General features: G+C 61.4%; 30 protein-coding genes. 17 read left to right on the forward strand and 13 right to left on the reverse strand.

The window, feature by feature from the left end:
- The first annotated feature begins 27 nt into the window (after nucleotides 1-27).
- From groL to Tal182_RS06895, 4 genes are all read left to right on the forward strand, one after another.
- Nucleotides 28-1,656, forward strand: a complete 1,629-nt coding sequence (gene groL / locus Tal182_RS06880; RefSeq protein WP_085858852.1) for a chaperonin GroEL — start codon at nucleotides 28-30, stop codon at nucleotides 1,654-1,656.
- Nucleotides 1,657-1,745: 89 nt separating this feature from the next.
- Nucleotides 1,746-2,168 (forward strand): hypothetical protein, encoded by a 423-nt coding sequence (locus Tal182_RS06885; protein WP_085858854.1) that lies wholly within the window; start codon nucleotides 1,746-1,748, stop codon nucleotides 2,166-2,168.
- A gap of 85 nt (nucleotides 2,169-2,253) precedes the next feature.
- Entirely contained in the window at nucleotides 2,254-3,348 is a 1,095-nt protein-coding gene (locus Tal182_RS06890; RefSeq protein ID WP_085858857.1) for a glycosyltransferase family 4 protein, read from the forward strand.
- A gap of 15 nt (nucleotides 3,349-3,363) precedes the next feature.
- On the forward strand, nucleotides 3,364-5,574 hold the full coding sequence (locus tag Tal182_RS06895) for an amylo-alpha-1,6-glucosidase (RefSeq protein WP_085858860.1): 2,211 nt from the start codon (nucleotides 3,364-3,366) through the stop codon (nucleotides 5,572-5,574).
- 38 nt (nucleotides 5,575-5,612) lie between these two features.
- Here the strand turns inward: Tal182_RS06895 and Tal182_RS06900 are convergent, their stop codons facing one another.
- Nucleotides 5,613-5,834, reverse strand: a complete 222-nt coding sequence (locus Tal182_RS06900; protein ID WP_064801295.1) for a hypothetical protein — start codon at nucleotides 5,832-5,834, stop codon at nucleotides 5,613-5,615.
- A 214-nt stretch (nucleotides 5,835-6,048) separates the two neighbouring features.
- Here Tal182_RS06900 and Tal182_RS06905 point away from each other — a divergent pair, with 214 nt between their 5' ends.
- The 3 genes from Tal182_RS06905 (at nucleotide 6,049) to Tal182_RS06915 (ending at nucleotide 7,784) form a co-directional block, all read left to right on the forward strand.
- Nucleotides 6,049-6,525, forward strand: a complete 477-nt coding sequence (locus tag Tal182_RS06905) for an Hsp20 family protein (RefSeq protein WP_085858863.1) — start codon at nucleotides 6,049-6,051, stop codon at nucleotides 6,523-6,525.
- 54 nt (nucleotides 6,526-6,579) lie between these two features.
- On the forward strand, nucleotides 6,580-7,089 hold the full coding sequence (locus Tal182_RS06910; protein WP_085858865.1) for an Hsp20/alpha crystallin family protein: 510 nt from the start codon (nucleotides 6,580-6,582) through the stop codon (nucleotides 7,087-7,089).
- 329 nt (nucleotides 7,090-7,418) lie between these two features.
- The gene (locus tag Tal182_RS06915) at nucleotides 7,419-7,784 is read left to right on the forward strand and encodes an SPW repeat protein (protein ID WP_064801301.1); all 366 of its coding nucleotides are present in this window, start codon (nucleotides 7,419-7,421) and stop codon (nucleotides 7,782-7,784) included.
- On the opposite strand, the gene Tal182_RS32655 is transcribed toward Tal182_RS06915, so the two are convergent.
- A complete protein-coding gene (locus tag Tal182_RS32655) occupies nucleotides 7,753-8,286 on the reverse strand; it encodes a GNAT family N-acetyltransferase (protein WP_245344832.1) in 534 nt (177 codons plus the stop codon). The two genes, Tal182_RS06915 and Tal182_RS32655, sit on opposite strands and share 32 nt — an antisense overlap.
- A gap of 50 nt (nucleotides 8,287-8,336) precedes the next feature.
- Nucleotides 8,337-8,750, reverse strand: a complete 414-nt coding sequence (gene msrB, locus Tal182_RS06925) for a peptide-methionine (R)-S-oxide reductase MsrB (protein ID WP_064801305.1) — start codon at nucleotides 8,748-8,750, stop codon at nucleotides 8,337-8,339.
- 186 nt (nucleotides 8,751-8,936) lie between these two features.
- On the opposite strand from msrB, the gene Tal182_RS06930 reads away from it, so the two are divergent.
- Both Tal182_RS06930 and Tal182_RS06935 read left to right on the forward strand, forming a co-directional pair.
- A complete protein-coding gene (locus tag Tal182_RS06930; RefSeq protein WP_064806030.1) occupies nucleotides 8,937-9,152 on the forward strand; it encodes a hypothetical protein in 216 nt (71 codons plus the stop codon).
- Between the two features lie 457 nt (nucleotides 9,153-9,609).
- Complete coding sequence (locus Tal182_RS06935; protein ID WP_010060045.1) at nucleotides 9,610-10,041, forward strand: MucR family transcriptional regulator; 432 nt, start codon at nucleotides 9,610-9,612, stop codon at nucleotides 10,039-10,041.
- Nucleotides 10,042-10,417: 376 nt separating this feature from the next.
- Here the strand turns inward: Tal182_RS06935 and Tal182_RS06940 are convergent, their stop codons facing one another.
- Both Tal182_RS06940 and Tal182_RS06945 read right to left on the reverse strand, forming a co-directional pair.
- Entirely contained in the window at nucleotides 10,418-10,840 is a 423-nt protein-coding gene (locus Tal182_RS06940) for a SufE family protein (protein ID WP_064801307.1), read from the reverse strand.
- Nucleotides 10,841-11,225: 385 nt separating this feature from the next.
- Entirely contained in the window at nucleotides 11,226-11,714 is a 489-nt protein-coding gene (locus Tal182_RS06945) for a DUF5330 domain-containing protein (RefSeq protein WP_085858867.1), read from the reverse strand.
- Between the two features lie 452 nt (nucleotides 11,715-12,166).
- On the opposite strand from Tal182_RS06945, the gene Tal182_RS06950 reads away from it, so the two are divergent.
- The 4 genes from Tal182_RS06950 to Tal182_RS06965 all read left to right on the forward strand — a co-directional run bounded on the left by Tal182_RS06950 (nucleotide 12,167) and on the right by Tal182_RS06965 (nucleotide 16,625).
- Nucleotides 12,167-13,708, forward strand: a complete 1,542-nt coding sequence (locus Tal182_RS06950; RefSeq protein WP_085858870.1) for a HAMP domain-containing sensor histidine kinase — start codon at nucleotides 12,167-12,169, stop codon at nucleotides 13,706-13,708.
- Nucleotides 13,680-14,636, forward strand: a complete 957-nt coding sequence (locus Tal182_RS06955; protein WP_085858873.1) for a peptidoglycan-binding domain-containing protein — start codon at nucleotides 13,680-13,682, stop codon at nucleotides 14,634-14,636. The genes Tal182_RS06950 and Tal182_RS06955 overlap by 29 nt, the downstream gene beginning before the upstream one ends.
- Nucleotides 14,637-14,770: 134 nt before the next feature.
- A complete protein-coding gene (locus Tal182_RS06960; RefSeq protein WP_085858876.1) occupies nucleotides 14,771-16,219 on the forward strand; it encodes a methyl-accepting chemotaxis protein in 1,449 nt (482 codons plus the stop codon).
- Nucleotides 16,220-16,280: 61 nt separating this feature from the next.
- On the forward strand, nucleotides 16,281-16,625 hold the full coding sequence (locus tag Tal182_RS06965) for a DUF1491 family protein (protein ID WP_064809929.1): 345 nt from the start codon (nucleotides 16,281-16,283) through the stop codon (nucleotides 16,623-16,625).
- Between the two features lie 18 nt (nucleotides 16,626-16,643).
- Here the strand turns inward: Tal182_RS06965 and Tal182_RS06970 are convergent, their stop codons facing one another.
- The gene (locus Tal182_RS06970; protein WP_170965905.1) at nucleotides 16,644-17,693 is read right to left on the reverse strand and encodes a DUF2336 domain-containing protein; all 1,050 of its coding nucleotides are present in this window, start codon (nucleotides 17,691-17,693) and stop codon (nucleotides 16,644-16,646) included.
- A 108-nt stretch (nucleotides 17,694-17,801) separates the two neighbouring features.
- Here Tal182_RS06970 and Tal182_RS31625 point away from each other — a divergent pair, with 108 nt between their 5' ends.
- Together Tal182_RS31625 and Tal182_RS32145 are read left to right on the forward strand one after the other, a co-directional pair.
- On the forward strand, nucleotides 17,802-18,182 hold the full coding sequence (locus Tal182_RS31625) for a hypothetical protein (protein WP_125461463.1): 381 nt from the start codon (nucleotides 17,802-17,804) through the stop codon (nucleotides 18,180-18,182).
- A 352-nt stretch (nucleotides 18,183-18,534) separates the two neighbouring features.
- Complete coding sequence (locus Tal182_RS32145; RefSeq protein WP_164517769.1) at nucleotides 18,535-18,702, forward strand: hypothetical protein; 168 nt, start codon at nucleotides 18,535-18,537, stop codon at nucleotides 18,700-18,702.
- 52 nt (nucleotides 18,703-18,754) lie between these two features.
- Here Tal182_RS32145 and Tal182_RS06975 read toward each other — a convergent pair whose 3' ends face one another.
- The 3 genes from Tal182_RS06975 to Tal182_RS06985 all read right to left on the reverse strand — a co-directional run bounded on the left by Tal182_RS06975 (nucleotide 18,755) and on the right by Tal182_RS06985 (nucleotide 22,242).
- A complete protein-coding gene (locus Tal182_RS06975) occupies nucleotides 18,755-19,306 on the reverse strand; it encodes a DUF1254 domain-containing protein (RefSeq protein ID WP_085858881.1) in 552 nt (183 codons plus the stop codon).
- The gene (locus tag Tal182_RS06980) at nucleotides 19,299-19,886 is read right to left on the reverse strand and encodes a DUF1214 domain-containing protein (RefSeq protein ID WP_064801320.1); all 588 of its coding nucleotides are present in this window, start codon (nucleotides 19,884-19,886) and stop codon (nucleotides 19,299-19,301) included. The genes Tal182_RS06975 and Tal182_RS06980 overlap by 8 nt, the downstream gene beginning before the upstream one ends.
- A gap of 151 nt (nucleotides 19,887-20,037) precedes the next feature.
- A complete protein-coding gene (locus Tal182_RS06985; protein ID WP_170965906.1) occupies nucleotides 20,038-22,242 on the reverse strand; it encodes a transglycosylase domain-containing protein in 2,205 nt (734 codons plus the stop codon).
- A 164-nt stretch (nucleotides 22,243-22,406) separates the two neighbouring features.
- Here Tal182_RS06985 and Tal182_RS06990 point away from each other — a divergent pair, with 164 nt between their 5' ends.
- Nucleotides 22,407-22,883 (forward strand): YcgN family cysteine cluster protein, encoded by a 477-nt coding sequence (locus Tal182_RS06990; protein WP_085858884.1) that lies wholly within the window; start codon nucleotides 22,407-22,409, stop codon nucleotides 22,881-22,883.
- Between the two features lie 7 nt (nucleotides 22,884-22,890).
- Here the strand turns inward: Tal182_RS06990 and Tal182_RS06995 are convergent, their stop codons facing one another.
- Nucleotides 22,891-23,451, reverse strand: a complete 561-nt coding sequence (locus Tal182_RS06995) for a TetR family transcriptional regulator (protein ID WP_085860872.1) — start codon at nucleotides 23,449-23,451, stop codon at nucleotides 22,891-22,893.
- 106 nt (nucleotides 23,452-23,557) lie between these two features.
- Between Tal182_RS06995 and Tal182_RS07000 the strand changes: the two genes are divergently transcribed.
- Nucleotides 23,558-24,472 (forward strand): SDR family oxidoreductase, encoded by a 915-nt coding sequence (locus tag Tal182_RS07000; protein ID WP_085858886.1) that lies wholly within the window; start codon nucleotides 23,558-23,560, stop codon nucleotides 24,470-24,472.
- Here the strand turns inward: Tal182_RS07000 and Tal182_RS32150 are convergent.
- From Tal182_RS32150 to Tal182_RS07010, 3 genes are all read right to left on the reverse strand, one after another.
- Nucleotides 24,463-24,627, reverse strand: coding sequence for a hypothetical protein (locus Tal182_RS32150; protein ID WP_164517770.1), 165 nt, complete (start codon nucleotides 24,625-24,627; stop codon nucleotides 24,463-24,465). The genes Tal182_RS07000 and Tal182_RS32150 overlap by 10 nt on opposite strands.
- Nucleotides 24,628-24,666: 39 nt before the next feature.
- Nucleotides 24,667-24,984, reverse strand: a complete 318-nt coding sequence (locus tag Tal182_RS07005; protein WP_064809932.1) for a hypothetical protein — start codon at nucleotides 24,982-24,984, stop codon at nucleotides 24,667-24,669.
- A 201-nt stretch (nucleotides 24,985-25,185) separates the two neighbouring features.
- Nucleotides 25,186-25,566, reverse strand: coding sequence for a VOC family protein (locus Tal182_RS07010; RefSeq protein ID WP_064801328.1), 381 nt, complete (start codon nucleotides 25,564-25,566; stop codon nucleotides 25,186-25,188).
- Between the last annotated feature and the right edge of the window lie 137 nt (nucleotides 25,567-25,703).

Here is a 25,703-nt window from a genome sequence, read left to right on the forward strand (position 1 = left end):
AAAGCTACCTATCGAAGGAGTAACAGAATGGCTGCGAAAGAAGTCAAATTTCATAGCGATGCCCGTGAACGCATGCTGCGTGGGGTCGACGTGCTGGCCAATGCAGTGAAAGTGACGCTCGGCCCAAAGGGTCGCAACGTGGTGATCGACAAGTCCTTCGGCGCGCCGCGCATCACCAAGGACGGCGTTTCGGTCGCCAAGGAAATCGAACTCGAAGACAAATTCGAGAATATGGGTGCCCAGATGCTGCGTGAAGTAGCATCCAAGACGAATGATCTCGCCGGCGACGGTACAACGACGGCGACCGTTCTCGCCCAGGCAATCGTCAAGGAAGGCGCCAAGGCAGTCGCCTCCGGCATGAACCCGATGGATCTGAAGCGCGGTATCGATCTTGCCGTCGACGCTGTCGTCACGGAGCTGAAGAACAACGCCCGTAAGATCTCCAACAATTCCGAAATTGCCCAGGTCGGTACGATCTCCGCCAATGGTGATTCCGAGATCGGTCGTTACCTCGCGGAAGCCATGCAGAAGGTCGGCAACGAAGGCGTCATCACCGTTGAAGAAGCCAAGACCGCCGAAACCGAACTCGAAGTCGTCGAAGGCATGCAGTTCGACCGCGGTTATCTCAGCCCCTATTTCGTCACCAATCAGGACAAGATGCGGGTCGAGCTTGAGGATCCCTATATCCTCATCCATGAGAAGAAGCTGTCGAACCTGCAGTCGATGCTGCCGGTTCTCGAAGCCGTCGTTCAATCCGGCAAGCCGCTCCTCATCATCGCTGAAGACGTCGAAGGCGAAGCGCTGGCAACGCTCGTCGTCAACAAGCTACGCGGCGGCTTGAAGATCGCTGCCGTCAAGGCCCCTGGCTTCGGCGACCGCCGCAAGGCCATGCTCGAAGACATCGCCATCCTGACCGGCGGCACCGTCATCTCCGAAGATCTCGGCATCAAGCTCGAGAATGTGACGCTCAATATGCTCGGCCGCTCCAAGAAGGTGGCGATCGAGAAGGAAAACACCACCATCATCGACGGTGCCGGTTCGAAGGCGGAACTTGACGGTCGCACCGCTCAGATCCGCGCCCAAATCGAAGAGACCACCTCCGACTACGATCGCGAGAAGCTGCAGGAACGTCTTGCCAAGCTCGCCGGCGGTGTGGCCGTCATCCGCGTCGGCGGCTCGACAGAAGTCGAGGTGAAGGAAAAGAAAGATCGCGTCGACGACGCGCTGCATGCAACAAGGGCAGCGGTCGAGGAAGGCATCCTGCCAGGTGGCGGCGTGGCGCTGCTGCGCGCGGTCAAGGCGCTAGACAATGTCAAGACCGCCAATGACGACCAGCGGGTCGGAGTCGACATCGTCCGCCGGGCGATCGAGGCACCGGTCCGCCAGATCGCCGAAAACGCCGGCGCGGAAGGTTCGATCATCGTCGGCAAGCTACGGGAGAAGAGCGACTTCTCCTATGGCTGGAATGCCCAGACCGGCGAATATGGCGATCTCTACGCGCAGGGCGTCATCGATCCGGCAAAGGTCGTTCGCACAGCACTTCAGGACGCAGCTTCGGTTGCCGGCCTGCTGGTGACGACAGAGGCGATGATCGCCGAGAAGCCGAAGAAGGAAGCTGCTCCGGCCATGCCGGCCGGCGCCGGCATGGACTTCTAAGCGATCGCTCGGCCCGCTCTGCCATCGGGGCGGGCCCCACGCTATCGAATGAATCAAGTTCCATCGGTCGACATCAATGGAGCCAAGCTATGAGAAAGGAAAACATCAGCAATTCCATACAGCAGAATGCCGTGGCAGCCATCAGCGCGGCGCATCTGCTTCATCCGGCGAAGCATTTCGGTCACCCGCGTGACGTGCTTGCCACCGCCGAGATCGACAACGACGAGAAGCGGGCAATTCTCGCTTCATGGGCATCCGATATCTTCGCAGTCGAATCCGTACCAGCCCTCCGCCTTTACCCCGGGGCCGAAAGAGCTGTATCCTACGACGAGATCCTTGAAGCGCTGAAGGCTTTGGATAATGGCGATCAACCATCCGCGAGGCAGGATACGTCCGCTTCCCTGAGTTGCCATAGGATCCGCCGTCGAAAACCGCCCGCACGCCGGCTTCCCGGCCTTGGCTTGTGCAGCTACTGGAAAGGAGGACGGCGTCGACCGCTGTTCGAAACCTGACCCTCGTCTGGCCTGCCGTGTGCCTCTCGAGGACGCGGGCATGATTTTTGCCGACGGCTCTTTGCTCAACTGAGGAGGTTTGCCGATGAAGATCGCTCAGATTGCACCGCTCGCCGAAAGCGTTCCGCCGAAGCTCTACGGGGGAACCGAGCGGATCGTTTCCTACCTTGCTGAAGAACTCGTGGCCCAGGGGCATGAGGTCACGCTCTTTGCCAGCGGCGATTCCGTCACCCAGGCGACACTCGTGTCGTGTGCGGACGTCGCCTTACGGCTCAATCCGGCGGTCAGGGACCATCTTCCACATCAGGTCTTGATGTTGGAGGAGATCCGACAGCGGGCGCACGAGTTCGACGTGCTGCATTTCCACATCGACCTGCTGCATTTCCCGCTGATCCGCGATTTCGCCGATCGGACGGTGACAACGCTGCACGGGCGACTCGACTTGCCGGATCTCAAGCCGTTCTACGGGACGTTCCCCGATATTCCACTGGTGTCGATCTCCAATGATCAGCGCCGTCCGATGCCTCCGGTCGACTGGCGCGGAACGGTCTATCATGGTCTGCCGGCCGATCTTCTTCCCTTCACGGAGAATCCAAGGGGCAATTACCTTGCTTTCCTTGGTCGGATTTCGCCAGAAAAACGCCCGGACCGCGCCATTCAGATCGCGACAAGGGTCGGAATGCCGCTGAAGATCGCCGCCAAGATCGATAATGTCGACAAGGCCTACTGGGAAACGGTCATCGAGCCGATGGTTAAGAGCCATCCGCATGTGGAATTCATCGGCGAGATCGATGAACGTGAGAAAGCTGACTTCCTTGGGAATGCAGGCGCTCTGCTTTTCCCGATCGACTGGCCGGAACCGTTTGGGCTGGTGATGATCGAAGCCATGGCCTGCGGCACGCCGGTCATTGCTTTCGGCTGTGGCTCGGTTCCCGAGGTCATTGACAACGGCATCTCCGGCATCCTGGTCGACAGCGTCACCGAGGCGGCCGAAAACGTCGAATGGGCACTCCGCCTCGATCGTCGCAAGGTGCGTGCCGCGTTTGAAAAGCGCTTCACCGCACAGCGAATGGCGTGCGATTATCTCGACATCTATCGCAACCTGCCTGGCGTTCGCATCAAAGCCGCGCCGACCCGCCGGTCGAATGGTCAAGCGCTCGACCTGCAGGCTGTCGCCTGAGGCAAGGAGGAGACCATGTCGAAACTGTCTGCGGACAGCAACCCCGCCACAGCATCGTCAGGCCTGGCAGCGCCGGTCGCTCAGTTCTTCATTCCGGCCGCCGCATCGCTGCAGGAGCGCCGGCCGCGTACCTTGAAGCACGGCGATACTTTCGCCGTCTTCGACCATAATGGCGATGCTCTTTCCGGTCCCGGCAGCCCGGAAGGCCTTTTCCACCAGGACACTCGTCATCTCTCGCATCTTTATCTGACGATCAACGAACAGCGGCCGATGCTTCTGTCGTCGACGCTGCGGGATGACAATGCCACGCTGACCTGCGATCTCACCAATCCTGATCAGTTCGATGAGAAGGGAAGGCTGGTTCTGGGCCATGACGTGATTCATCTGCGCAGATCGCGCTTTCTCTGGAATGCCTGTTGTTATGAACGGCTGGCCGTGAGGAATTATGACGAGCGGCGGCAACATGTTCGCATTCAGATCTCTTTCGGGGCCGATTTCGCCGATCTTTTTGAAGTCCGCGGCACCGCAAGAGCAAGAAAAGGGCGCCATCTTCCCGCCGTCGTGGAACAGGATTGGATCCTGCTTTCCTATATTGGCCTGGACGATCGCAAGCGGTCGACGCGCCTTTCCTTCATGCCCGAACCGGCCGAAATTCGTAGCGATCTGGTTACTTACGACCTCCACCTGGAGCCGCACGAGACCAAATCGCTCTTCATGCAGATCGGCTGCGACCATACCTCCGCCGATCGACTGAGCCGCCTTTCCTTCTTCCTTACCTTGAGGGATGCCCGCCGTGCGTTGCGCGCCTCCTCCTCGCGCGCGGCGTCGGTCACAACCTCCAACGAGATCTTCAACGAAGTCGCGCGACGAAGCGCCTCCGACCTCTATATGCTGATCACCGACAAGCCGGAAGGCCCCTATCCTTATGCAGGTATTCCCTGGTTCAGCACCGTTTTCGGCCGCGACGCCCTGATCACGGCGCTTCAGACACTTTGGCTCGATCCGGAGATCGCTCGCGGGGTTCTCGGTCATCTTGCCGCCAATCAGGCGACGAACGTCGATCCTGCTTCAGACGCCGAGCCGGGCAAGATCCTGCACGAAGTGCGTTGCGGCGAAATGGCCGAGCTCGGCGAGGTTCCATTCCGGCGTTACTACGGCAGCATCGACTCGACGCCACTCTTCGTGATGCTGGCCGGCGACTATCTTAAACGAACCGGTGATCTTGCGACCATCGACCGTATCCTGCCTCATGTCGAAGCGGCACTGACCTGGATCGACGAACATGGGGATCGCGATGGTGACGGCTTCGTCGAATACGGGCGGCTGACGGAAGAAGGACTGATCAATCAGGCGTGGAAGGATAGCAACGACTCGGTTTTCCATGCCGATGGCACGTTGGCCCGGGGCCCGATCGCGATCGCCGAAGTCCAGGCCTATGTCTACGGCGCTTGGCAAAGTGCTGCCGAAATCTTCCGGTGGAGGGGCAAACCGGAACGCGCGGCGAGCTTTCTCGCGCGCGCGGAGGGACTGCGCCGCGCCTTCGACATGAGCTTCTTCGATGAGGAACTGGGCACCTATGTGTTGGCTCTCGACGGGGATAAACGGCCTTGCCGGGTCCGATCCTCCAATGCCGGCCATGCTCTGTTCACCGGAATTGCTTATCCTGAACGGGTCGCACAGGTGACCCGCACCCTTATGAATGCTTCGTCCTTCTGTGGCTGGGGCATCCGGACCATTCCCTCGACCGAAGCACGTTACAATCCGATGAGCTACCACAATGGCTCGATCTGGCCACATGACAATGCCATGATTGCCAGTGGTCTTGCCCGCTATGGCTATCGCGCCGAAGCCGCACGAATCTTCGAGGGGCTGTTTGCCGCTGCGACCTATATCGACCTGCGGCGGCTTCCCGAACTCCTCTGCGGCCTGCCACGTCAACGCGCACGCGGACCGACCTCTTATCCGGTTGCCTGCTCGCCGCAAGCATGGGCAGCAGCTGCCCCTTTGTCGCTGCTGCAATCCTGCCTCGGCCTCGACTTCGATCCGAATAGTTTGCAGATCAGCTTCAGCGTGCCGCGGCTTCCCTCGTTTCTCGACGAGGTGATCTTGCGGCGTCTGCTGATCGGCAATTGCTCGGCTGACGTGGCTATCCGTCGGTCTCGACACCAGGTCGTGGTCGATGTCATCAATCGACAGGGCAATGTCAGCGTGCTCACCACGGCCTGATGAAGGACGGTGCAGGGAAGGCGGGTCAACCGCCTTTTCTAATCCGGTTCCTCTTCGTCCGACCTCAGCAGGTCAACAAGCGCAGCAACCCTGCCGGTCGGTAGATGCCGCCCTTCGCCCACCAGGGCCTCGTCGTTGTTGGCCCATGCAAACGCCTCGGCAAGCTCGGCTTGGGTTGCACCTGTCGCGATGATCTCGGCCACAAGCGTTTTGTCGGCGGGCCCAAGGACGGCGACGACATCGTGTGAAGTCAGTGTCATAACCATTGCTCCTCGCTCAAGCTCCAAAACATATGGTGGCGTCTTCGAAAAGATCAATTTTTCTCGTTAAGAAATTCGATCCCCTTGAAACTGTAAGACACTGAATTATATCAGTATTGTCGATCGCCCAAAAGGGGTCGACAGAAAGTCCAGGAGACGCCGGTCGCTCTTGGCGTCTCCTTGTGTCCATGTTGCTTGCAAGGAGGATATGGCTATGAGGACAAACCTCGATTTCTCTCCCCTGTTCCGGTCGAGCATCGGCTTCGAGCGGATGTTGAACGCGCTTGAGGCTGCCGGCCGCGCCGAGACAATCGACAACTGGCCGCCCTACGATATCGTCAAGGCTGGTGAGAACGACTACCGCATTGCCATGGCTGTGGCGGGCTTCTCGCAGGACGAGCTGGCAATCACGCAAGAGCAGAACATGCTCATGGTATCGGGGCAGAGGGCAGACAGCGAAGATGTTCAATACCTACATCGCGGAATTGCCGGACGCTCGTTCCAGCGCCGGTTCGAACTGGCCGATCATGTCAAGGTTGTCGACGCCGGTCTGGTCAACGGTCTGCTGACCATCGATCTGAAGCACGAAATTCCTAAAGAGATGAAGCCGCGCCAAATCGAGATCGGAACTGGTCACGCAATGCCGAAGGCCGAGACCAAGCAGATCGAGGGTGGGACACAGGCGGCCTAAGCGTGGCGCCAGGCGCCGTCTAGCGCCCATGAACCATCAGAAAGGAGTAGAGCCATGAGTGTTCGTGATTTGATTCCCTGGGGCCGCAACAACGGCAATCAGATGCCGAGTGTCCTTCGCGACGACGACCGCGATCCTTTCCTGTCGCTCCACCGCGAGGTCAACCGGCTGTTCGACGACGTTTTCCGTGGCTTCGGTTCCAGCTTGCCGTCACTTCGCGGCGCCAGCGGCTTTGGTGCCGGCTGGCCGAGCGTGGAGATCTCGGACACCGACAAGGACATTAAGGTGACGGCCGAAATACCCGGCCTTGAGGAAAAGGACATCGAAGTCTTTCTCAATGACGGCGTACTGACCCTGAAGGGTGAGAAGCGTTCGGAAACGGAAGACAAGGAAAAGCAGTTCTCGGAGCGCTACTACGGCCGCTTCGAACGACGCATCCCGCTCGGCACCGAGGTCCAGGAAGACCAGGTTGACGCCACCTTCAAGAACGGCGTCCTCACCGTCACTTTGCCCAAGACCGAAAAGGCGCAGTCACAGGTCAAGCGCATCGCCATCAGAAGCTGACGAGCGCGGCGGCCGACACTTGGCCGGCCGCCGCTCATCCTTCACCAGGTTGGGAAGGATAAACGATGAAGATTATCGGACGTACACAACGCGAAAACACAGCACCGATCTCCCGCTTCCGCGCCTCGAACGACGACCGGCAGCCGTCTTCCTTTCACAGTTCCGCAGTTCCAAGGGAACGGCGTCGCCCGCATCTCATTTCTGGCGTCCCACTACACGATGACCGAGCTTTGCGGCGATGGTGGTTCGAACCGCTGCCGCCGCAACCGTCTTCTGCCCGCAGGAGGCGGCCATTGATGATGCAACCAACTAAGAAGGAGAAATGATCGATGCTGAAGTCTCTGTCTTCCAACAACCGGACGGCTTTCGATATCGTCAATATCGTTGCCGGTCTTGGCCTTTTCATCTCGCCCTGGCTGTTCGGTTTCGCCGCTGAGACCTATGCCGCCTGGAACGCGTGGATCGTTGGCGCGGCCATCACCCTGATCGCCGTTGCCGCTCTCTACGCTTTCTATGAGGCCGAGGAATGGTGCAACCTGGTCCTCGGGCTATGGGCTGTGATCGCTCCGTGGCTCCTTGGCTTTTCAGCCGTGACAGCGGCCATGTGGGCGCATGTGATTGTCGGCCTGGTCGTCGCTGCCCTCGCAGCGGGCAGCATCTGGTTCAGTCATAACCATCCGTTGTCGACCGCATGACTGAGTGCGAACGGGCTCGGACGTCCGGGCCCGCTCGCCTTATTTCTTCGCCAGCCGCCCCCGAAGGAGAGGCCCGGCGGCCGATCAGACTGGTTGACGACCGCGACGCAATGATCGCCATGAATGGGTGCGCGGTCGCGGCAGGACTAACCTCGCAGCCAGCAGCCGCCTCGACAGCATAGCCCTTGCCCCAATGGTCGCGCCAAAGATGATATCCGATCTCCGGTTCCAGGCCCCGCGAGGTTTCCTGCAGCGTAACGCCGCAATCGCCGAGCAGTGCACCGTTCTGCCGGTCCGTTACCGCCCAGAGGCCGAATCCGTGACTGGCGTAGCTGTCGAAGGCAAGCCATTGAAACCAGCGGGCGGTTTCGTCAAAGCTCTTAACCCTGGGATAGTACTGCATACATTCAGCGTCGCCGAAAATGCGGTGGAGAAACGGCAGGTCGTCAGGCGTGATCTCTCGTAGAGTGAGCCGGTCGGTCTCCAGGACGGCGCGCGCCATTGGATCCTCCTGTCTGCAGGTCGGCGGATAGCCGATCATTGCCTCAGCGCCTATTCCCCCGGCTCGAACACCATGGCATGACCGTTGATGCAGTAGCGCAGGCCGGTCGGCGGCGGGCCGTCCGGGAAGACGTGGCCGAGATGGGCATCGCAGGTGCCGCAGCGGATTTCAGTACGCACCATGCCGTAGCTCGTGTCGCGATGCTCGGTCACGGCATCGGGAGAGACCGCTTCGAAATAGCTCGGCCAGCCGCAGCCGGCGTCGAATTTCGTGTCGGAGCGGAAAAGCGGCGCGTTGCAGCCGACGCAGCGGTAGAGCCCCGTCTCGAAGGAATCCCAGTAGGGGCCGGTGAAGGCGCGTTCGGTGCCGTGCTGGCGGGTGATGCGGTATTGCTCTGGCGTGAGCTGCTCTTTCCATTCGGCGTCTGACTTATGGATCTTGGCGGTGGTTGCAGTTTCGGACATGACGTGCTCCTTTCGCCGAGGGGCGGTTCCGTTTCGCGAGAAATGTGGTGCGCCATCTTTGTTTCATCAAGCCTCCGGCGCCGGGCCGCGGAATCGCGGCATGCAGCTATCAGGGAGGACGTCTGCTTTTACATCTATTAAGGGTTTTCTGTTAGGGTTAATGTTACGTGCATTGAGGAGCCATTGGTGTTTGAAGCCGCAATCGTCCTGCTCTACGGCCTCGTGGCCGTGACCGCCATGGCGGTCACGCTGCTGGAGGGCTGGGCCAATCATGCCGGTTTGACGTTCCATCGTCTCGCCGGACTTCTCGCCTGCCTGCTCTGGCCGCTGACGCTTCTGCTCTTCGTCCTGCACGGCTCGGTCGTCCGGCTGCTGACGCGTCTCTCCCGATCGCCGGCCTGAGCACGGCAACTCTCTGAGCCCATGCTATTGGCGTCTTAACCTGTTTTACGCCGCACTTATGCACAGGAAGCTGTGAGTAAAGCTTGGCCTAAAGTCCTATAATTCTTCATCAGCCATTTTTTCTCAAGAAAAACGACAAATAATAATTGGCCTTTCGGCCAAACGATGGTATTTGAAAATGCAAGTAGAATTCTGATTGTGAATTACAATCGTACTGCTTCCAAGTCCCTCAGTTTTGATTTTTCAATGTCTAACTGGGGCCATCGCCTGGAGCAAGACGGTAGTGGTTTTCGGTCAGGCAGTATAAGAACAGGTCTCGGACTTCGGAATCTAGGGGTGGATTTCACGTTTTTCGAAACAGAAGATTGCTTCCTGTGCTTTTGCTGTTCGCTTCTACGAGGCGGGTCTTTGGCGTGACAGTCAAAGATCGTTTGAGCATGCTAACAGGAGAAAAAATATGACGGATATGGCGACCGGCAATGGGCCGGAGCTGCTTGTGGAACTGACGGCCGACATCGTCGCGGCTTATGTCAGCAACCATGTTGTCCCGGTCAGCGACCTGGCAAATCTGATTTCCGACGTGCATTCGGCACTGAGCAACACGTCCGTACCGCAGCCCGCTGCGGCTGTCGTCGAAAAGCAGAAGCCTGCAGTCTCTGTCCGCAAGTCCGTACAGGACGAGCAGATTACGTGCCTGGAATGCGGCGGCAACTTCAAATCCCTCAAGCGTCACCTCATGACGCATCACAGTCTCTCGCCGGAAGAGTACCGTGAGAAATGGGACCTGCCGACCGACTACCCGATGGTAGCGCCCGCCTATGCCGAAGCGCGTTCGCGCCTGGCGAAGGAGATGGGCCTGGGTCAGCGCCGCAAGCGCGGCCGCGGCTGAGCTTCTCGGAGCAGTCAACGACAAAAGCCGGGTCTTGTGCCCGGCTTTTCTGTCTGTACCGCAAACATGATGCCGAAAACCGGAAGCGTTTCCCGGCGCTGTCTGTCCCGGCCTGTTAAAAGAAAGCACGATTCAGACTTTGGTCCGAACGGCCCAGAGTTCATCCTGTTCTGAATGAGGATAATACCTCCCTGACTATTCCGCCGCTATCGCAAGTCATGCACTGGGGGAGACGGGATATTATCAGGAAGCCTCTCTTACGCTTGGGAAGGCGGCGTAGAATGTATTCCTATACTATAAGCAAGTGTTAATATAGTCGATTAGCCGTTTCCGCAAATGCGCAATCGGCCGCGCTCGCCGACCGAATCAATCGCGTTCAGGCCGCGGCGCGGACTTTCGCCTCTTCCCGGATTCGCTTCACCATCGAGCGCAGCCCGTTGGAGCGCTGCGACGACAAGTTCTCCACCAGACCGATCTTCGAGAAGATCTCGAAGGCATCGAGCGCAGCGATCTCGGAAGCCGGCTTGCCGGAATAGGTGGCAAGCACGATGGCGACGAGGCCGCGCACGATATGCGCGTCGGAATCGCCCTCGAAACTCATGATTGGGTTTTCCGGATCGCCCGACGTATGCGTCACCAGCCACACCTGGCTGGCGCAGCCCATCACCTTGTTCTCCGAGGTGCGTTTTTCCTCGGCGAGCTCGGGCAGCGCCTTGCCGAGTTCGATGACATAGCGGTAGCGGTCTTCCCAATCGTCCAGGAAGGCGAAGTCATCGATGATCTGGTCGAGGGATGCCATAAAAAGCCTTTCACGTTTTGGCATGCTGGCAAAACGACACGGCAATTTTGCGTCCGGACATGCTCTAGGACTGCATATAGGTGATAGACCTGCAGATTTGAACCGCTAAAGCGAGCCATCTTAGTGATGCCGCGCTCCGGCTTTTGTTTTTACGCATGTCGTTATCGAAAACCACTGCACATTCTTGTGCGACATGCTCTCAAAAAGAAACGCCGTGAGGGATGGGCATCCTCACGGCGCAGCAATCTGCAGATTAAACAGGGCAGGCACGTCAGGCATGGGGCATTTCCGCGTCATGCGGACCACCGATGCAAGCTGTAGAATTCTAGTGAGACGCGTCCGATCGTTGCTTATGTGCGGCGGGCCGGTTGCCCGCGCAATTTCGTCAGATCGCCGGCTTCGGCGTCGGCAGTGGGATCGCGCCGGTTACCACGGTCCCGGCTTCATCGTCGACCGGCGGACGATAAGGCATCGGTTGGTTGAGCGCAGCCTTTGCCTCGCGGTCCTTCTCCTGGACGGAAGGAGAGGCGAGGGAGGGGGCGGCGGCTGCCACCCGGTTCGCCCGTTCGGCGGGGCTTGCGGTCGTCGTCGGTTCGTTCGTGAATTGGCTGTCGAGAAGTTCGTAAGCGACGCGGGCGCCCTCACGGGCCCGATAGCCGAGCGCCGTCAAGGTCTCGGCGCCTTTGGCGCAGACCTCCGGCTTTTCCGAGCACATGCCGGTGAGATAGTCATAAGCGCCGCTCGCCGCCGTAAAGGCGTCGGAGAGCTGCAATTGCGGGCCGCCGGCGAGCTTGTCGGATCCCTCCGTGCTGAAGACGGAAAGAAGCACGAGCACAAGGCCAAACCAGAAGGATCCTTTGATCAGAAACCACATTGTCGTTGCCCATCCTGTTTTCCCGTCCGGTTCTTATCGCCGAATCAGGCCGGTTGTCCGGTGTGCTTTCACCCTATCGGCAAGTTGCGAATGCCGCTTTTCGAAACTCGTGCGCATTTGCGGCAAATTTAATTCAAATTTTAGCGAAGCGCATTTGAGCGGCATTCAAGTCGAATGCGAGCGATTGTTGTTAAGCATCAGGGCAGCACCTGCCTGCAATTGCAGGGCTTTTGCCGGCTCGCCTTGCCACAGGAGTTAACGCGATGCTGAAATATGAAGGAAATCCGCCGCTTACCCGCCATTAACCACAAAAAGCAAAGGGGCTCTCGGATGCTCCAAAACGGGAATTTCTGCTCTTTCTGGCTGTGAACAGCGCCTTTGCCTTATCCTTTCCTTAAGTCGCGGGGGCCTATTGTCCGGATCGACAGACAGCCTCTTTGGGCGGGTATTGCGTGCGAGTATTGAGTGACATTGGCGGCTGGGTGACGACCCTCGTAGACCGGGCGGCGACAAGCTGGCTTTCCCGGACGGGTGGCGGCGAAGCCGTGCGCCAGCGCGAGCTTGCGATTCTGCGCCGCCTCGTGCTGCTCTCCTCGGCCGCTCTCGTCGCCGCGCCTATCGGCCTCTCGGCGGTCACCAGCCCGGCCGTCGCGCTGCCGGCCGGCGTCGCCATGGTCTGCGCCGCCTTCCTCTTTTCCGCCGTCGGAAGCATCGCGTTGGCCCGCCAGGGCTCGTCCGCCGGCATTGCCACACAGTCGGCCGAGGATTTCTTCCTCGCCGTCACCCCCGGCCTCGTCTTCTTCCTGGATCCGCACGGCAGCGTCGCCACCATTGGCGGCCGCGACCGGCGCGATTTCCTTGGCTGGATGCGCGATCCGAAGGGCAGGGGCTTCCTGGAGCAGGTGCATGTCTCCGACCGTATCCTGTTCTTGCAGGCGCTCGATGAGATCAGGCGCGGCGAAGATGCTGCAAGCGTCGATCTGCGCCTCGATCGGCCTTCGGTCTCGCGCGATCAGCGCCAGTTCGCCTATCTGAGAATGGACATGACGGCGCGACGCGATGCCGATGGCGAGCTTGCCGCCGTCATCGCCCAACTGCGCGATGTCTCCGTCGAGCAGCAGCTGCGGGCCGAAGCCCAGAACCGTGCGGCCGACGCCGAATCGGCAAATGATGCCAAGTCGCGCTTCCTCGCCGCGGTCAGCCACGAGCTGCGCACGCCGCTGAACGCTATCCTCGGCTTCTCCGATATTCTGATCGGCGAATATTTCGGCAAGTTCGAAAACGATCGCCAGCGTGAATATGTCGGGCTCGTCCGCGAATCCGGCGCGCATCTGCTCTCCGTCGTCAATACCATGCTCGACATGAGCAAGATCGAAGCGGGGCGCTACGAGCTGATTCTCGATGCCTTCGATATCTCGAGCTCCGTCAGATCCTGCGAATCGATGCTGGCATTGCAAGCCAAGACCAAGGGCGTCACGCTGACGAGCCGGATTCAGCGCGGGCTTGGCGAGATCGTCGCCGATCAGCGCGCCATCCAGCAGATCCTCATCAATCTCGTCGGCAATGCCGTGAAATTCACCGAAGCCGGCGGCGTCGTCTCGGTCGATGCGGCTGCGCGTGACGGCATTCTGAAGCTGACGGTCAGCGATACCGGCATCGGCATTGCCGCCGACAAGCTGGCGATGCTCGGCCAGCCTTTCGTCCAGATCCAGAACGATTACACCCGCCGCTTCGAGGGCAGCGGTCTCGGCCTCTCGCTGGTCAAGGGGCTGGTGGCGCTGCATGGCGGCAATTTTGCCATTGCCAGCCAGCCGGGCGAAGGTACGATCATCACCGTCGAGATCGCGGTGGATGGCTCGGGCGCCCGGCGCGCCGATAATGCCGGCCATGGCGCAACCGTCGAATTTCCGCCGCGGCTGAAGGACGCGGTCGGTACCGGAGCAGAATTGGAAGAGGGGCTTTTCGATGGCCGCGCGCAAGCGAAAATCGCCTAAGGGAAAGCGGCGGCGGCAGCAGCCGGGCCTTGTCGTGTCGGGTGCGGCCGCTCTCGGCGGCCTCGGTCTGCAGGGCGCATCCGCGCTGGGTGGGCTCGGGCTGCAGGGGGCGTCCGCGCTCGGCGGCGTCATCGGCCGCAATCCGTCGGTCGCCGGCGGCGCGATCGCCTTCTTCGTCATCTTCTCCTTCGTTGCGGCCAACGCCCTCTGGTATCAGCCTGGCTTGCATCCGCACCCGATTTTCCGCACCCGCGACCCGCAGTCTCCAAACGTGCTCGGTGCGCGCCGTCCAGCCGACGAACAACCAGGCGATGTCACCACCTTCCGGATCGAACGGCCGGAGGATGCCGCCGCCACCACCAGCGGGACGCCGGCGCCGGCCGCACCCGCTCAGCAGCCGAGCGAGCTGGTCATGGACATCCAGCAGCAGCTGGTGCGCCGCGGCCTCTATAACGGCACCGCCGACGGCATCATCGGCCCCCGCACCAGCGCTGCCATCCTGTTCTTCCAGGAGACCGTCGGCATGGCCCAGACTGGGGAAGCGACGCCGGAGGTGCTGGCCGCGCTGAAAACCGAAGCTGCCGGCCCCTCGACCGTGCCCGTGGAAAAACCGCGTGAGGATGTCACCTCGAAGGCGGCGGCGGAAGACCCGGTCGCCGCTGCTATCCGTAGCGCCGAAAAGACCGTCAAGACGGCTCCATCCGCGGCAAAGCAGCTTCCATCAAGCGAGCTCGCCACCGTCGACCTGGTGCTGAAGATCCAGAAGGGCCTTTCCAACATGGCCTATGCCAATGTCGGCGTCGACGGTGTGGCCGGCGAGCAGACCCGCGCTGCCATCCGCCATTTCCAGAAGCACTACAATCTCCCCGAAAACGGCGAGCCGAACGAGGCTGTGCTGAAGAAGTTGAGGGAAATCGGCGCGATTTAAGGCATACGCGCCAAGCGGCGCAGCCGCAGGGTCGGTCTTTGGGTTACAACCTAAGTCTAAGATGCCGGCGCCGTTTGCAACTTGTTAACCATGTTGTCCGAAGCTTTGCCCATTGCGGCGGGGGAATGTCGGTCATGCATGCGCTGAAGGCGATAGACGATCTGGCCGCAGAACCGGCGGTCGAAGCGGAAAGCCCGGATCGCGAGGCATTGCGCCACATCCTGCAGCGCCTTGCCGAAGAAGCCTCCACTCTTGGGATCGATCTCGTCGACATTGCCGGCGCCATTCAGGACATGGCGGCGATGTCGGCGCGCCATGCGTCAGCCTTCGATCATGTCACCAGCACCGCACTTTCCATCGCCGAGACCAATCGCTCGGTCGCCCTGTCGCTGCGAGAGACAGACCGGACGGCCGCCGAAGCTCGCCAGATGCTCAAGGAATCGGCCGACCGCCTGTCCGGCTCCGTTGCCGAGATCGGCCATATGGTTCAGGCTTCAAATGTCATCGGCGCCGAAATCGCCGGCTTCTCGAAATCGCTTGCCGATGTCGACAAGATTGCCGACGAGATCAGCACCATAGCCCGCCAGACCAACCTCCTGGCGCTGAACGCCGCGATCGAGGCGGCGCGTGCCGGCGATGCGGGCAAGGGTTTCGCCGTTGTCGCCGCTGAAGTGCGCGCACTTTCGCTGCAGACGTCAAAGGCGACCGGCTCCATTCAGGACACGCTGGATGAGCTGCGGGTGAAGATCGACCGGCTGTCGGCGGTCGGCGGCGATGCCCACGACAGTGCCGCCGGCGTGCGTGACAAGTCGGACGCGATGCGCGGCGCCTTCGATAGCATGGAACATGTCATCACCCGCATTCTCGACAGTTCGACGGTCATGGCCAACACCACCGAGGCGGTCGACCAGCAATGCGCCGGTTTCGTCCAGAAGCTCGGCGAGATGTCCGGCGAGGTCGCCGGTTCGAATGTCAGGCTGCAACAGGCGGCAAACCGCGTCGACAGCGTCGTCGGCCTCTCGGAAACGCTGATCCAGCTGACGGCGAGCGCCGGCGTCAAGACCGCCGACAGCCGTTGGATCGAGGAAGCACAATCGGTGGCAAGGCAGATATCAGGCGCTTTCGAACGCGCCGTCGCCGAGGGTCAGATCGGTTTCGATGCCCTCTTCGACCGACGCTACCGGCCGATGCCTGGCACCGATCCGGTTCAGATGATGGCCGCTTTCACCGAACTCACCGACCGTCTGCTGCCGCCGATCCAGGAGCCCGTCGTTGCCCTTGACGAGCGCGTCGCCTTCTGCGCGGCGATCGACGAGAACGGCTATCTGCCGACCCATAACCGGAAGTTTTCGCAACCGCAGCGGCCTGGCGATATCGTCTGGAACACTGCCAATTGCCGCAATCGCCGTATCTTCGCCGATCGCGTCGGTCTTGCCGCCGGCCGCAGCACTGCGCCTTCCCTCGTCCAGACCTATCGCCGCGACATGGGCGGCGGCAATTTCGTGATGATGAAGGATATCTCCGCTCCCATCACCGTCAGGGGCCGCCATTGGGGCGGCTTGCGGCTGGCGATCAAGGTCTGACGTATCCGCCAAAACTTGGCTGCCGATTGCCGGCGCCCGCGCGCCGGTTTATATCGCGCCGATGAGATTACGCGCTGACATCTTCGTTTCTTCGCTTCTGCGCCGCGTCTTCGCAAGCGGCGATTTCGCGGCTGTGGAGAAGAAGGGCGCGGAGGAGGCGGGCGCGATCTTCATCCGCCAGCACTTTCGCGACGGCCTGGAGACGCTCTATGCGCCGGCGCCGCAGACCGCCTTCGATGAAGACGAGATCCGCGACCGGCTGTTCGAAGTCCGTCTCGCGCGCAGCGAGCCTGAAGCGGTGCGGGCGATGCTGGATCGCGAACGCCGCTTCGACCCCGACCTCTGGATCGTCGAGCTGGAGGCGGAGGAATTGGGGGACATGATCCCCTTGGCGGGGGATCGCTGAGTTCAGGTCTTGTTCAACTCAACGTGACCGCCGCCCTAGCGCGCGCATGTCGCGCCGCGCCGGCGCCTGGCGGGCGAAACGGTGCGTTTCAGTCTCCCGAGATGTGCGCGAATCGGATGCCTCGGCCTTATAGGTGTAGCGATCGGCGCGCCGCCAGGCCTCCACTCTTTCGTGGCATTCTTCCGGATCGAGCGCATCGAGCACCATCCAGCCGCGCGTCACATTGTGCTGTTGTTCGGCAAGATGCGGATAGAATCGTTCCAGCACGAAGACGGCGTCGAGAAAGCCCATGCCGAGGCTCGTCAGCGTCGTGGCGAGTTGCTGGCCGGAGAGGTCGAGCATGATGCGTTCGGCAAGCCAGCGGCTGGCGGAAAGCGCATCGGCGAGTGCGGTGGCGAAATGCGTCGCCTCATGCGAGCGGGCGAAGCGCACCAGCAGCGCCTCCTGAATGTCGGTGAGGGTGCGCAGGCCGAGCCTGTCTTGATCGTCACGGCCGAGATGGCCGGCAAGATCCAGAATGCGTCCGCGCAAGGCTTCCTCATTGGCGATGCGCTGTTCCTCCAGCGCTTCGGCCTCGTTGCTCTCCACCTGGACTGGCGAAAGCGGGACGGCCACCGATTCCGTGATCGGCGCCGAAGCGGTCGCGGAACGCGGCTGGGTCTGGCGCAACGCCACCAGCGCGTCGATGACCTTCGGCGAGAGCGAGTCGCGGCTGACGATCGCCTTGACATGCGCCGCACCCTGCATGCGCGCGATGGTGATCAGCGTGTCGTCGGCAATGGCCTTCGAGGCGATAAGGAAAGGCGCGGCGATCTCGATCGGCTGATTGCCGATGAACAGCGCCACGGCTGCCGGCATGGTCTGGCATTGGGAAAGGGCGGCGACTGCCTGGCGCTTGGCCTCGTCGGAGGAAGCCTGGAACAGCGGTGTGAAAAGCTCGGCGAATTGGCGCAGCTCGGATCGTGTCGGATGAGACAGGCTCTCGAAACTGCTCACAGTCGCCATTAACACCACGTCCTTTTTCCTGACGGCCAACGGGCCCTCTAGGTCTCGAAACCGGTCACGCACAAGCACACCCTGAAAACGCAGAACCAAGGGAAACCACGGGCCGATAGCGCTGGCGGGGACGCCTCTCGGACCACACGGATATGAACAAATCCTACACCGGTACGGTTAATGGATGCTGAAGATTTTATTAAAATGATACAGAAATATACCTGCGGAACGCGCGGCGAATGGTTAGCCGGCAATGGAAAGGCGATCGGTTTTAAAAAGGCGCTGCGGCAATTTCCACCGCCGGTGCGGCGGCTGAAGCAGCTCGTTGCTTCCTCCGGATCGGGTCCGGCGCTTCGAACATGCCGCATCGAGAAAGATGAAAATCGGGCCGCTGCAGCCGTTTCAAGTGTGGCGGGAACTGCAATCGGTCCCTCTCCCGAAACGCGTGGCCGACGCAGGACAGACCAAAGCCGATCCAGATCTGCCGCAACGAATATTTTTGTGCCGCATATTTGCAACACCGGCACTGCCCGCGGCAGACAGATACCGTCAACCGTATGAATTGTTTCTAATTTTATATTATCGGCCGCCTTCCGTTCTTTCAGCGGAGGCATGAAACCAAATCGACTCCTCAAGCGTTGAAGAGGAAGTTACGGAAACTGTATTTGGCATCCGCCGAATATTAGTAAACTGTTAACTGTCATGTGTCTCAATTCGGACAGGAACGACGCGATTTGAGTGTTTGGATCGTCGAAACTCCGCATCACGGTATTTCAGTCAGGTGCCGTGGGAAAGGCGCGAATGCCCTCGGTTCGGCCATGCCGGCACTGCAGGACGCGCCGGCCCGCAGATTGGCGGGCAGGGTGAAATCCGTCGCAAGTTCATCCGTCTCGGGCAGTGCATGGAGACGAGAATGGCAATAGTAGTCGCATTGGCGGATCGGCGGCCGCGGGCGCCGCGTCGCCCGGACAAGGAACCGCGCGAAGCCAAGATCCTCTGGTTCACCGGGGTCCGCTACGAGCGGCTCGCCGAGAATCCGAAACATCGTCCGACGCCCTCGCAGCGCGCCAGGAAGAAGTAAGCGCTTCTTCAACCCCAGAGCGTGATGCCGAAATTGAGAACAGACATCCCGCTTAATTGCCGGGGGTGAATTGCTCGCAGCCCGCTTCCGTCAGGAAGCTGCGCGCTGCTTCGTCGAAGCTTGCCTGCGGTGCCAGCGTCCGTAGCACGGCATAACCGTCCGGCCGCGCCATTTCCACCAGGATCGCTTGATCCAATTCCTTCGGCAGGTTCTTGCGCAGGTCCGTCAACTGGATCGGGCCGCCGGCCAGGACGTCGAGCGCGCCGCCGACAGATGTCCGGTCGTTCATGCTGAACACCTCATTGGAGGCGCTGTCGTAAATGGCGATCGACCAGAAGGGCACATTCCCCTTGGCGGTGAAATGCACCGGCGCATCCTCGACATCGAAGGAGCAGACGGCGGTCCGCAGGAAGGGGTCGCCATTGGCAAGGCCGGCCTCGTCGTACTGCTCGCCGAGCAGATAGAAATTGTTGAGATCGCCCTCTGCCGCCACGCGGGTCGCCGCATCCCTGCCGGTGAAATGCGGCAGCGACAGGATGATGACGAGATGCAGCAGCGCCGCACCGAAAAGCCCGGTCAGGACGGCGAAGAAGATCCTAAGCATTGCCGCACCCGGTCTTGGTGAGCTTCGGCATGGCGAGATCGATCACGCCGGAGCTGCCGGCGGTCGGCGTGTCGAACAGCGTCAGCACCAGTCGGAAGGTGCCGGCCTGCGGCAAGGCCAGCCAGTTGCCCGGCTGAGCGGCGGCAGAGATCTCGATCGAAAAGCTGCTGTCGGGCTGGCGCAGCACCGTCCAGGAATTGAGCGCCGCCGGAAGCCCGGTTTTCACCGCCGCCGGATTGCCGCCATTGTCGGCGGTAAACAGCGTCCAAAGCCGGGCGGGCGGGGTCTGCCCGCTGAGGCGGTAGCGGCAGCCGGCATTCAGCCGCGCCCCGTCGTCGTCGACGCTCGCCGTGAAGGTCAGCCCCTCCGCGCTGCCGTAGAGCAGCTTGCCGGCGCGCGCCCGGTGCGACTTGGCGTAAGGGTCGGCATCGACCGTCTGCAAAGCCGGAAAGGCCTCCCAGGCGCCAAGCTTGATCGCCCCGAAACCCTGCGTCGCATCCAGCGCGTAAAGCGAGATCATGATCCCGCCGCCAAAGGCGACAATCAGCGTGATCAGGATGAAAAGGGGGAATCGAAACACGTCATGACCTTGGAAACCGGGATGACAGGGTTAGCATTGATTCTGGCAGGGTGGAATGCCGGGTGGCGAATGAACGCCGATCTGTCCAGAGGCGGTGGTCTCGTCTGCATGCTCGCGGAGAGAGAGAGAAAGCGACACTTCCACGCAGCGTCTATTCCGCGCTCGCCACCTTCTGCGGCGTCAGCGGCGTGGCGGCCTTCAGCTTCTCTCCGAGCTTCTTGAGGATGTTTGTCGATTGCACCGAGAGCATGCGGGGCCGGATGAGCTGCGGCGGTCCATCCTGCGGTTTGGCGGCGGCGGTCTTGGCGACATCCTTCTCCGAGGGCAGGGGGTTTTCGACGCCGGGGATGGGGCGCAACGTCACACCCTGATGGGCGTAGTCCATGGCGCGCTTGAAGGTCATTGCCGGCAGTGAGCCGCCCGTCATGTTGTTGGTCGAGGTATAGTCGTCATTGCCGAACCAGACGGCGCAGGTGTAATTGCCGGTAAAGCCGACGAACCAGGCATCGCGATAGGCCTGGGTCGTGCCGGTCTTGCCGGCGGTCAGGATGCCGTTGTCGAGTGCCGCCTTGCGCGCCGTGCCGACATAGGGGACGCGCGACAGCATCTGGTTCATATAGGTATCGGCCTGTTCGGACAGCACGCGTTTCGGCGCCGGCTCGTCGCGGTCGAAATCGTAGAGCACATCGCCTTCGTAATCGAGGATCTGGGTAATGCCGTGGCGGCGCGACTGATAGCCGCCGGCCGGGAAGGTGGCATAGGCCGTCGCCTGGTCGAGCACCGTCACCTCCGATGTCCCGATCGGGATGGTGACGTCGTCGCGGATCGGCGTTTCGACGCCGAGGTTCTTCGCCATTGCCCGGATCGGCTGGATACCGAGCTTCTCCTTGGCGAGCCGCACCGGCACGGTGTTGATCGACTGGGCGATGGCGGTCTCGAGCGTGATGCGGCCGACATAACGGTTGGCGTAATTGTGCGGGCTCCAGTTGCCCCAGGAAATCGGCGCGTCGACGATCGTCGTCTGCGGCGTCATCCCGCTCTCCATCGCCAGGGCATAGGTATAGACCTTGAATGAGGAGCCCGGCTGGCGCAGCGCCTTGGTGGCGCGGTTGAACTGGCTTTCGCCATAATCCCGCCCGCCGACCATGGCGCGTACGGCGCCGCCATTCTCGATCATCACCATTGCGCCCTGCTTGGCGTGATAGGCCTCGCCATATTCGCGCAGCGACGTCTCGACCGAATCCTCGGCCGCCTGCTGGATGCCCATGTCGATCGTCGTGCGCACGATCAGCGAATGCTGGTGGAAACGCGGCGAAAGCCGCTGCACTTCGTCGAAAGCCCAGTCGAGGAAGAAATCCGGGGATTCTACCTCGTTGCGGTCGACGACGGTGGCCGGATTGCGTCGGGCGGCGATCACCTGGCCCTCTGTCATCAGCCCGCTTTGCACCAGGTTGGTCAGCACTTCGTTGGCACGCGCACGCGCGGCCGGCAAGTTGACATGCGGCGCATATTTGGCCGGCGCCTTGAACAGGCCGGCAAGCATCGCGGATTCGGCAAGGTTCACATCGGTGATATTCTTGCCGAAATAGAACTGCGCCGCTGCCGCCGCACCAAAGGTGCCGCCGCCCATATAGGCGCGGTCGAGATAGGTGGACAGGATCTCCTTCTTGGAAAGGTTGGCTTCGAGCCACAGCGCCAGGAAGGCCTCGGTGATCTTGCGGTCGATCGAGCGCTCGTTGGAGAGGAACAGATTCTTGGCGAGCTGCTGGGTCAGCGTCGAGCCGCCCTGCACCACTTCGCCGGCCTGGGCGTTGGTGACCATGGCGCGGAAGAGGCCGATCGCATCGATGCCGAAATGGTCGAAGAAGCGCCGGTCTTCGGTGGCAAGGACGGATTTGATCAAGGAATCCGGCAGCTCGTCGATCGGCACGGAATTCTGGTGGATGACGCCGCGATGGCCGATGACGTTGCCATAGCGGTCGGTGAAAGTGACGGCGAAATCGCCGCGATTGCGCCAGTCCTCCTTGGTCGCCTCGAAGGCCGGCTGGGCAAGCACCAGCATCAGCACCGCGCCGACCGCCCCCAGGGTCAGCCCTTCGCCGGCGAGTTCGAAGACCATGCGTTTCCAGCCGCGCACGCGGAAGCGGCGGAAGAAAATGGTGGTGTCTTCCCAGATCTCGGCGGCGCGGAAGCCGGCATTCCAGACGGTCGAGTCGATCCAGGAATCGATGCGCAGCAGAATATGACGGCTCTTGGCCGGCCGCCGGTTCGCTGGGTCACCCGCCTCTTTTCCTGGCCCCTTTTCTGGCTTGTCCGGATCCTGCACGTCCTGTATTCCCGCCTGATCGCGCGTCATTCATGTCCGGTCGCCGGAAAGCGATGAAAGCGCGAGGCCCGATGGGCCTGTAGCGCTCCAATACCAGGAGCATGCTGAAGAATTGATTGATTTTGTCGCGGATAACAAGAGAGATAGAGTGGCGGTCACGTGAATTTGCGGGCCGCTGTTGCAAGAAACGGACGATGAACGATCTGCCCTTCTGGAAGAGCAAGACGCTTGCTGAAATGACCACCGCCGAATGGGAAAGCCTCTGCGACGGCTGCGGTCTCTGTTGCCTCAACAAGCTCGAGGAATGGGAGAGCGGCGATATCTATTTCACCTCGGTCCGCTGCAAACTGCTCGACGGCCAAAGCTGTCGCTGCTCCAGCTATGAGAACCGCTGGGATTTCGTGCCGGACTGCGTGCAGCTGACCAAGGAGAACGTGCCCGAGATCGCTTGGCTGCCGCCGACCTGCGGCTATCGGCTGATAAATGAGGGCCGCGATCTCTACTGGTGGCATCCGCTTGTCTCCGGCGATCCCGGGACCGTTCACGCCGCCGGCATTTCCGCCCGCGGCCGCACGATCAATGAAAACGAGATCGATATCGACGATCTCGAGGATTACGTCGTTGACTGGCCGCTGACCGTGGGCGCGGAAAAGGATGAAGAAGAAGCGTGAGCGGCGGTCATAATTCCACTGCTGACAGGAAGCGCCGCAATTCCGTCTCCACATAGGCTGCCACCGGGCCGCCTGCGCCAAACCCCCACCAGGTGAGCGATCCCTGCCATTGTGACAGCATCAGCCGGGCGATCGTTTCCGGCGCCTTCGCCGAGCCGAAACATTGTGCGACCGCCGCCGTCAGCGTCGTTCCCCAGGCCGCACCTCGGGCGCGCAGCACCGGATCGCGAAAATCCTCGCGCAGCACCAGCAATCCCTCGCCATAGGCGGCGGCATCGTCGCCGTAATCCTGCGACAGGCCGACCAGCAGCGCGACGGCGCCCTCCGGCGTTTTCGCCACACTGTCGGCGAGATGCGCCGTCTGTGCATCCAGCCGGTCCCAGGCATGGAGCAGGGCGGCGCGCAGCATGGCGGCCTTCGTCGCGAAGCGCTGCACCAGCGTCGAACCGGAAAGCCCGCTCGCTTTCGCCACCGCGGCAAAGGTCGCCGCATCCGGCCCTTCGGCATGGATCAGCGCCAGCACCATGGCGAGAAGCTGTTCGTCAGAAAGGGTGCGGCGGCGCGGCATGAAATTCCTCTTGCGTTCATTTTGAATATGAACGAACATTCGTTTATATTCAACTAGGGCCAATCACAGTCGGCCGGCTCTCGGTTCTAGCGTGGAGGATGGAGACGTGACAGCGGATTTGCGGGGGAAGGTGGCCTTGGTAGCGGGCGCGACGCGCGGTGCCGGTCGAGGCATTGCGGTCGAACTCGGCGCTGCCGGCGCCACCGTCTATGTCACCGGCCGCACGACACGCGCCGAGCAGTCCGATTATGCCCGGCCGGAAACGATCGAGGAGACGGCCGAGCTGGTGACGTCGGCGGGTGGCAAGGGCATTGCCGTGCAAGTGGATCATCTCGTTCCGCATGAGGTCGAGGCGCTCGTCGCGCGCATCCGGGCGGAAGCCGGCCGGCTCGACATCCTCGTCAACGACATCTGGGGCTGCGAGAAGCTGTTCGAATGGGACAAGGCGATCTGGGAGCATTCGCTGGACAAGGGCCTGCGCATGCTGCGGCTCGGCATCGAGACGCACCTGATCACGGCCCATTACGCGCTGGCGCTGATGATCGAGCGGCCGGGCGGGCTGCTGGTGGAGGTAACCGACGGCACGGCTGAATACAATGCCACGCATTACCGGCTCTCGCCCTTCTACGACCTCGTCAAGACGGGCGTCACCCGCATGGCCTGGGCGCATGCCCAGGACCTGGCCAAACACGGCGCCACCGCCGTTTCGATCACGCCCGGCTGGCTGCGCTCCGAAATGATGCTGGAGGCCTATGGCGTTGGCGAGCAGAATTGGCGTGACGCGACCAGGGCACAGCCGCATTTCGCCATTTCCGAAACCCCGCGCTTCGTCGGCCGTGCGGTCGCGGCCCTGTCAGCCGATCCCGACCGCGCCCGCTGGAACGGCCAGTCGCTGTCGAGCGGCGGACTGGCCGAGGCTTACGATTTCGACGACATCGACGGTTCGCGGCCGGATTGCTGGCGCTATCTGGTGGAAGTGCAGGAGCCGGGCAAACCGGCTGATGTAACCGGCTACCGGTGAGGCTGACCGCCGCTCTTGGGCGCGCTGCTGCCGTGAGGCGCGGTTTGGGCCGCCGTCTTCATCTGTCCGGCGAAGCTGGTTTCCGGCTTTGTCGCCAGCTTGTCCTTCTTCGGCTTGCGGGCCTCGCGATTGCTTCTCAATTGTCCCTTTGCCATGGATAGATCTCCCTTTGGATCGGAATTGAAAGCCGCGCGCTACCGGCCCGCGGAATTGCCCCGCCGCGTCGTTCGGCGCTCGCGCGGCAATCCCTGGATCGCATAGCGGTTACAGACGGGGGTGACCGGTTTCGGTTGCTTCTTCGGTTTACCGAAATGGTATTCGAGCGCCCGCAAGAGCATGGCCGGCGAGGTGACGCCGTCCTGGAACAGCTTGATCAGCAGCATGGCTGCGGCGTTGCAGGTCTGTTCGTCGCCGGCCGGGATTCTTGCTTTGTAGCCGGCGGCATCGAGCACGCCCTGAAGCATGTCGAGATCGGATGACGTCAGATAGGGCTTATCGGAAGTGGAAGACATCGAAGTCCTCCTTTCGTCGGGGCGGGGTTATGAAACCCTCAGTCGGCAGCGCCCCTGCGATGGCTGCCGAAGCTCAGACAATGCGCCTTTCGCCGGGGCAACGCAACGGGATTTTTGCGGCTGGCGGACGGGCGAGGGCTGCCCTCGGACCGACGGCCGCAGGCAGGTGATGGCGATCCCAGAGCTGCGGCCTGACGGCCGTTATATCTCGCCTTTGTGGAAGTAGGCTTCGAGGCGGTAGCCGTCCGGATCGATGACGAAGGCGGCGTAATAGAAGCGGCCGTAATCCGGCCGGATGCCCGGTTCGCCGTTATCCGTGCCGCCGGATTCAATCGCGGCCGCAAAAAACGCGTCGACCGCGGCCTCGTTCGGGGCGACGAAGCAGAAATGCAGCCCGGACCGCATGTCGGCGACAACGGGATGCGCAACCTGCATCACCCAGAGGCCGACCTGTTCGGAACCGTAGCCGATCATGCCGTCGGAATTCGACAGGCGCTCATATCCGAGCGGCGCCAGCGCCGCGTCGTAGAAGCGGCGGGCTCTTTCGAGATCTTTGACGCCGATGGAGATATGATCGAACATGGACCGCAGACTCCGTTCATCCCAGGATTGCCGGCAGCATCTTTCAACGGCCGCTCCAAGTCAACGAACGAACTTGCCTCGTTCATAGGTGCGCCGGATGACCGGCCCGGCCTGCGAAGCAGCCGTGATTTCAGCCT

The organism is Rhizobium sp. TAL182 (assembly GCF_002117725.1).
Lineage (GTDB): Bacteria > Pseudomonadota > Alphaproteobacteria > Rhizobiales > Rhizobiaceae > Rhizobium > Rhizobium esperanzae.

Excerpts from the sequence above, each read along its gene's own strand:
- Tal182_RS32145 (WP_164517769.1), top strand. The coding sequence starts at position 18,535 with ATGGCAATAGTAGTCGCATTGGCGGATCGGCGGCCGCGGGCGCCGCGT.
- Tal182_RS07005 (WP_064809932.1), bottom strand. The coding sequence starts at position 24,984 with ATGTCTTCCACTTCCGATAAGCCCTATCTGACGTCATCCGATCTCGAC.
- Tal182_RS06995 (WP_085860872.1), bottom strand. The coding sequence starts at position 23,451 with ATGCCGCGCCGCCGCACCCTTTCTGACGAACAGCTTCTCGCCATGGTG.
- Tal182_RS06965 (WP_064809929.1), top strand. The coding sequence starts at position 16,281 with ATGAGATTACGCGCTGACATCTTCGTTTCTTCGCTTCTGCGCCGCGTC.
- Tal182_RS07010 (WP_064801328.1), bottom strand. The coding sequence starts at position 25,566 with ATGTTCGATCATATCTCCATCGGCGTCAAAGATCTCGAAAGAGCCCGC.
- Tal182_RS06985 (WP_170965906.1), bottom strand. The coding sequence starts at position 22,242 with ATGACGCGCGATCAGGCGGGAATACAGGACGTGCAGGATCCGGACAAG.
- Tal182_RS32655 (WP_245344832.1), bottom strand. The coding sequence starts at position 8,286 with ATGGCGCGCGCCGTCCTGGAGACCGACCGGCTCACTCTACGAGAGATC.
- Tal182_RS06945 (WP_085858867.1), bottom strand. The coding sequence starts at position 11,714 with ATGTGGTTTCTGATCAAAGGATCCTTCTGGTTTGGCCTTGTGCTCGTG.
- Tal182_RS32150 (WP_164517770.1), bottom strand. The coding sequence starts at position 24,627 with ATGGCAAAGGGACAATTGAGAAGCAATCGCGAGGCCCGCAAGCCGAAG.
- Tal182_RS06885 (WP_085858854.1), top strand. The coding sequence starts at position 1,746 with ATGAGAAAGGAAAACATCAGCAATTCCATACAGCAGAATGCCGTGGCA.
- Tal182_RS06905 (WP_085858863.1), top strand. The coding sequence starts at position 6,049 with ATGAGGACAAACCTCGATTTCTCTCCCCTGTTCCGGTCGAGCATCGGC.
- Tal182_RS06915 (WP_064801301.1), top strand. The coding sequence starts at position 7,419 with ATGCTGAAGTCTCTGTCTTCCAACAACCGGACGGCTTTCGATATCGTC.
- Tal182_RS06900 (WP_064801295.1), bottom strand. The coding sequence starts at position 5,834 with ATGACACTGACTTCACACGATGTCGTCGCCGTCCTTGGGCCCGCCGAC.
- Tal182_RS06935 (WP_010060045.1), top strand. The coding sequence starts at position 9,610 with ATGACGGATATGGCGACCGGCAATGGGCCGGAGCTGCTTGTGGAACTG.
- Tal182_RS06955 (WP_085858873.1), top strand. The coding sequence starts at position 13,680 with ATGGCCGCGCGCAAGCGAAAATCGCCTAAGGGAAAGCGGCGGCGGCAG.
- Tal182_RS06890 (WP_085858857.1), top strand. The coding sequence starts at position 2,254 with ATGAAGATCGCTCAGATTGCACCGCTCGCCGAAAGCGTTCCGCCGAAG.
- msrB (WP_064801305.1), bottom strand. The coding sequence starts at position 8,750 with ATGTCCGAAACTGCAACCACCGCCAAGATCCATAAGTCAGACGCCGAA.
- groL (WP_085858852.1), top strand. The coding sequence starts at position 28 with ATGGCTGCGAAAGAAGTCAAATTTCATAGCGATGCCCGTGAACGCATG.
- Tal182_RS06895 (WP_085858860.1), top strand. The coding sequence starts at position 3,364 with ATGTCGAAACTGTCTGCGGACAGCAACCCCGCCACAGCATCGTCAGGC.
- Tal182_RS06990 (WP_085858884.1), top strand. The coding sequence starts at position 22,407 with ATGAACGATCTGCCCTTCTGGAAGAGCAAGACGCTTGCTGAAATGACC.
- Tal182_RS06960 (WP_085858876.1), top strand. The coding sequence starts at position 14,771 with ATGCATGCGCTGAAGGCGATAGACGATCTGGCCGCAGAACCGGCGGTC.
- Tal182_RS06975 (WP_085858881.1), bottom strand. The coding sequence starts at position 19,306 with ATGCTTAGGATCTTCTTCGCCGTCCTGACCGGGCTTTTCGGTGCGGCG.
- Tal182_RS06910 (WP_085858865.1), top strand. The coding sequence starts at position 6,580 with ATGAGTGTTCGTGATTTGATTCCCTGGGGCCGCAACAACGGCAATCAG.
- Tal182_RS06940 (WP_064801307.1), bottom strand. The coding sequence starts at position 10,840 with ATGGCATCCCTCGACCAGATCATCGATGACTTCGCCTTCCTGGACGAT.
- Tal182_RS31625 (WP_125461463.1), top strand. The coding sequence starts at position 17,802 with ATGGATGCTGAAGATTTTATTAAAATGATACAGAAATATACCTGCGGA.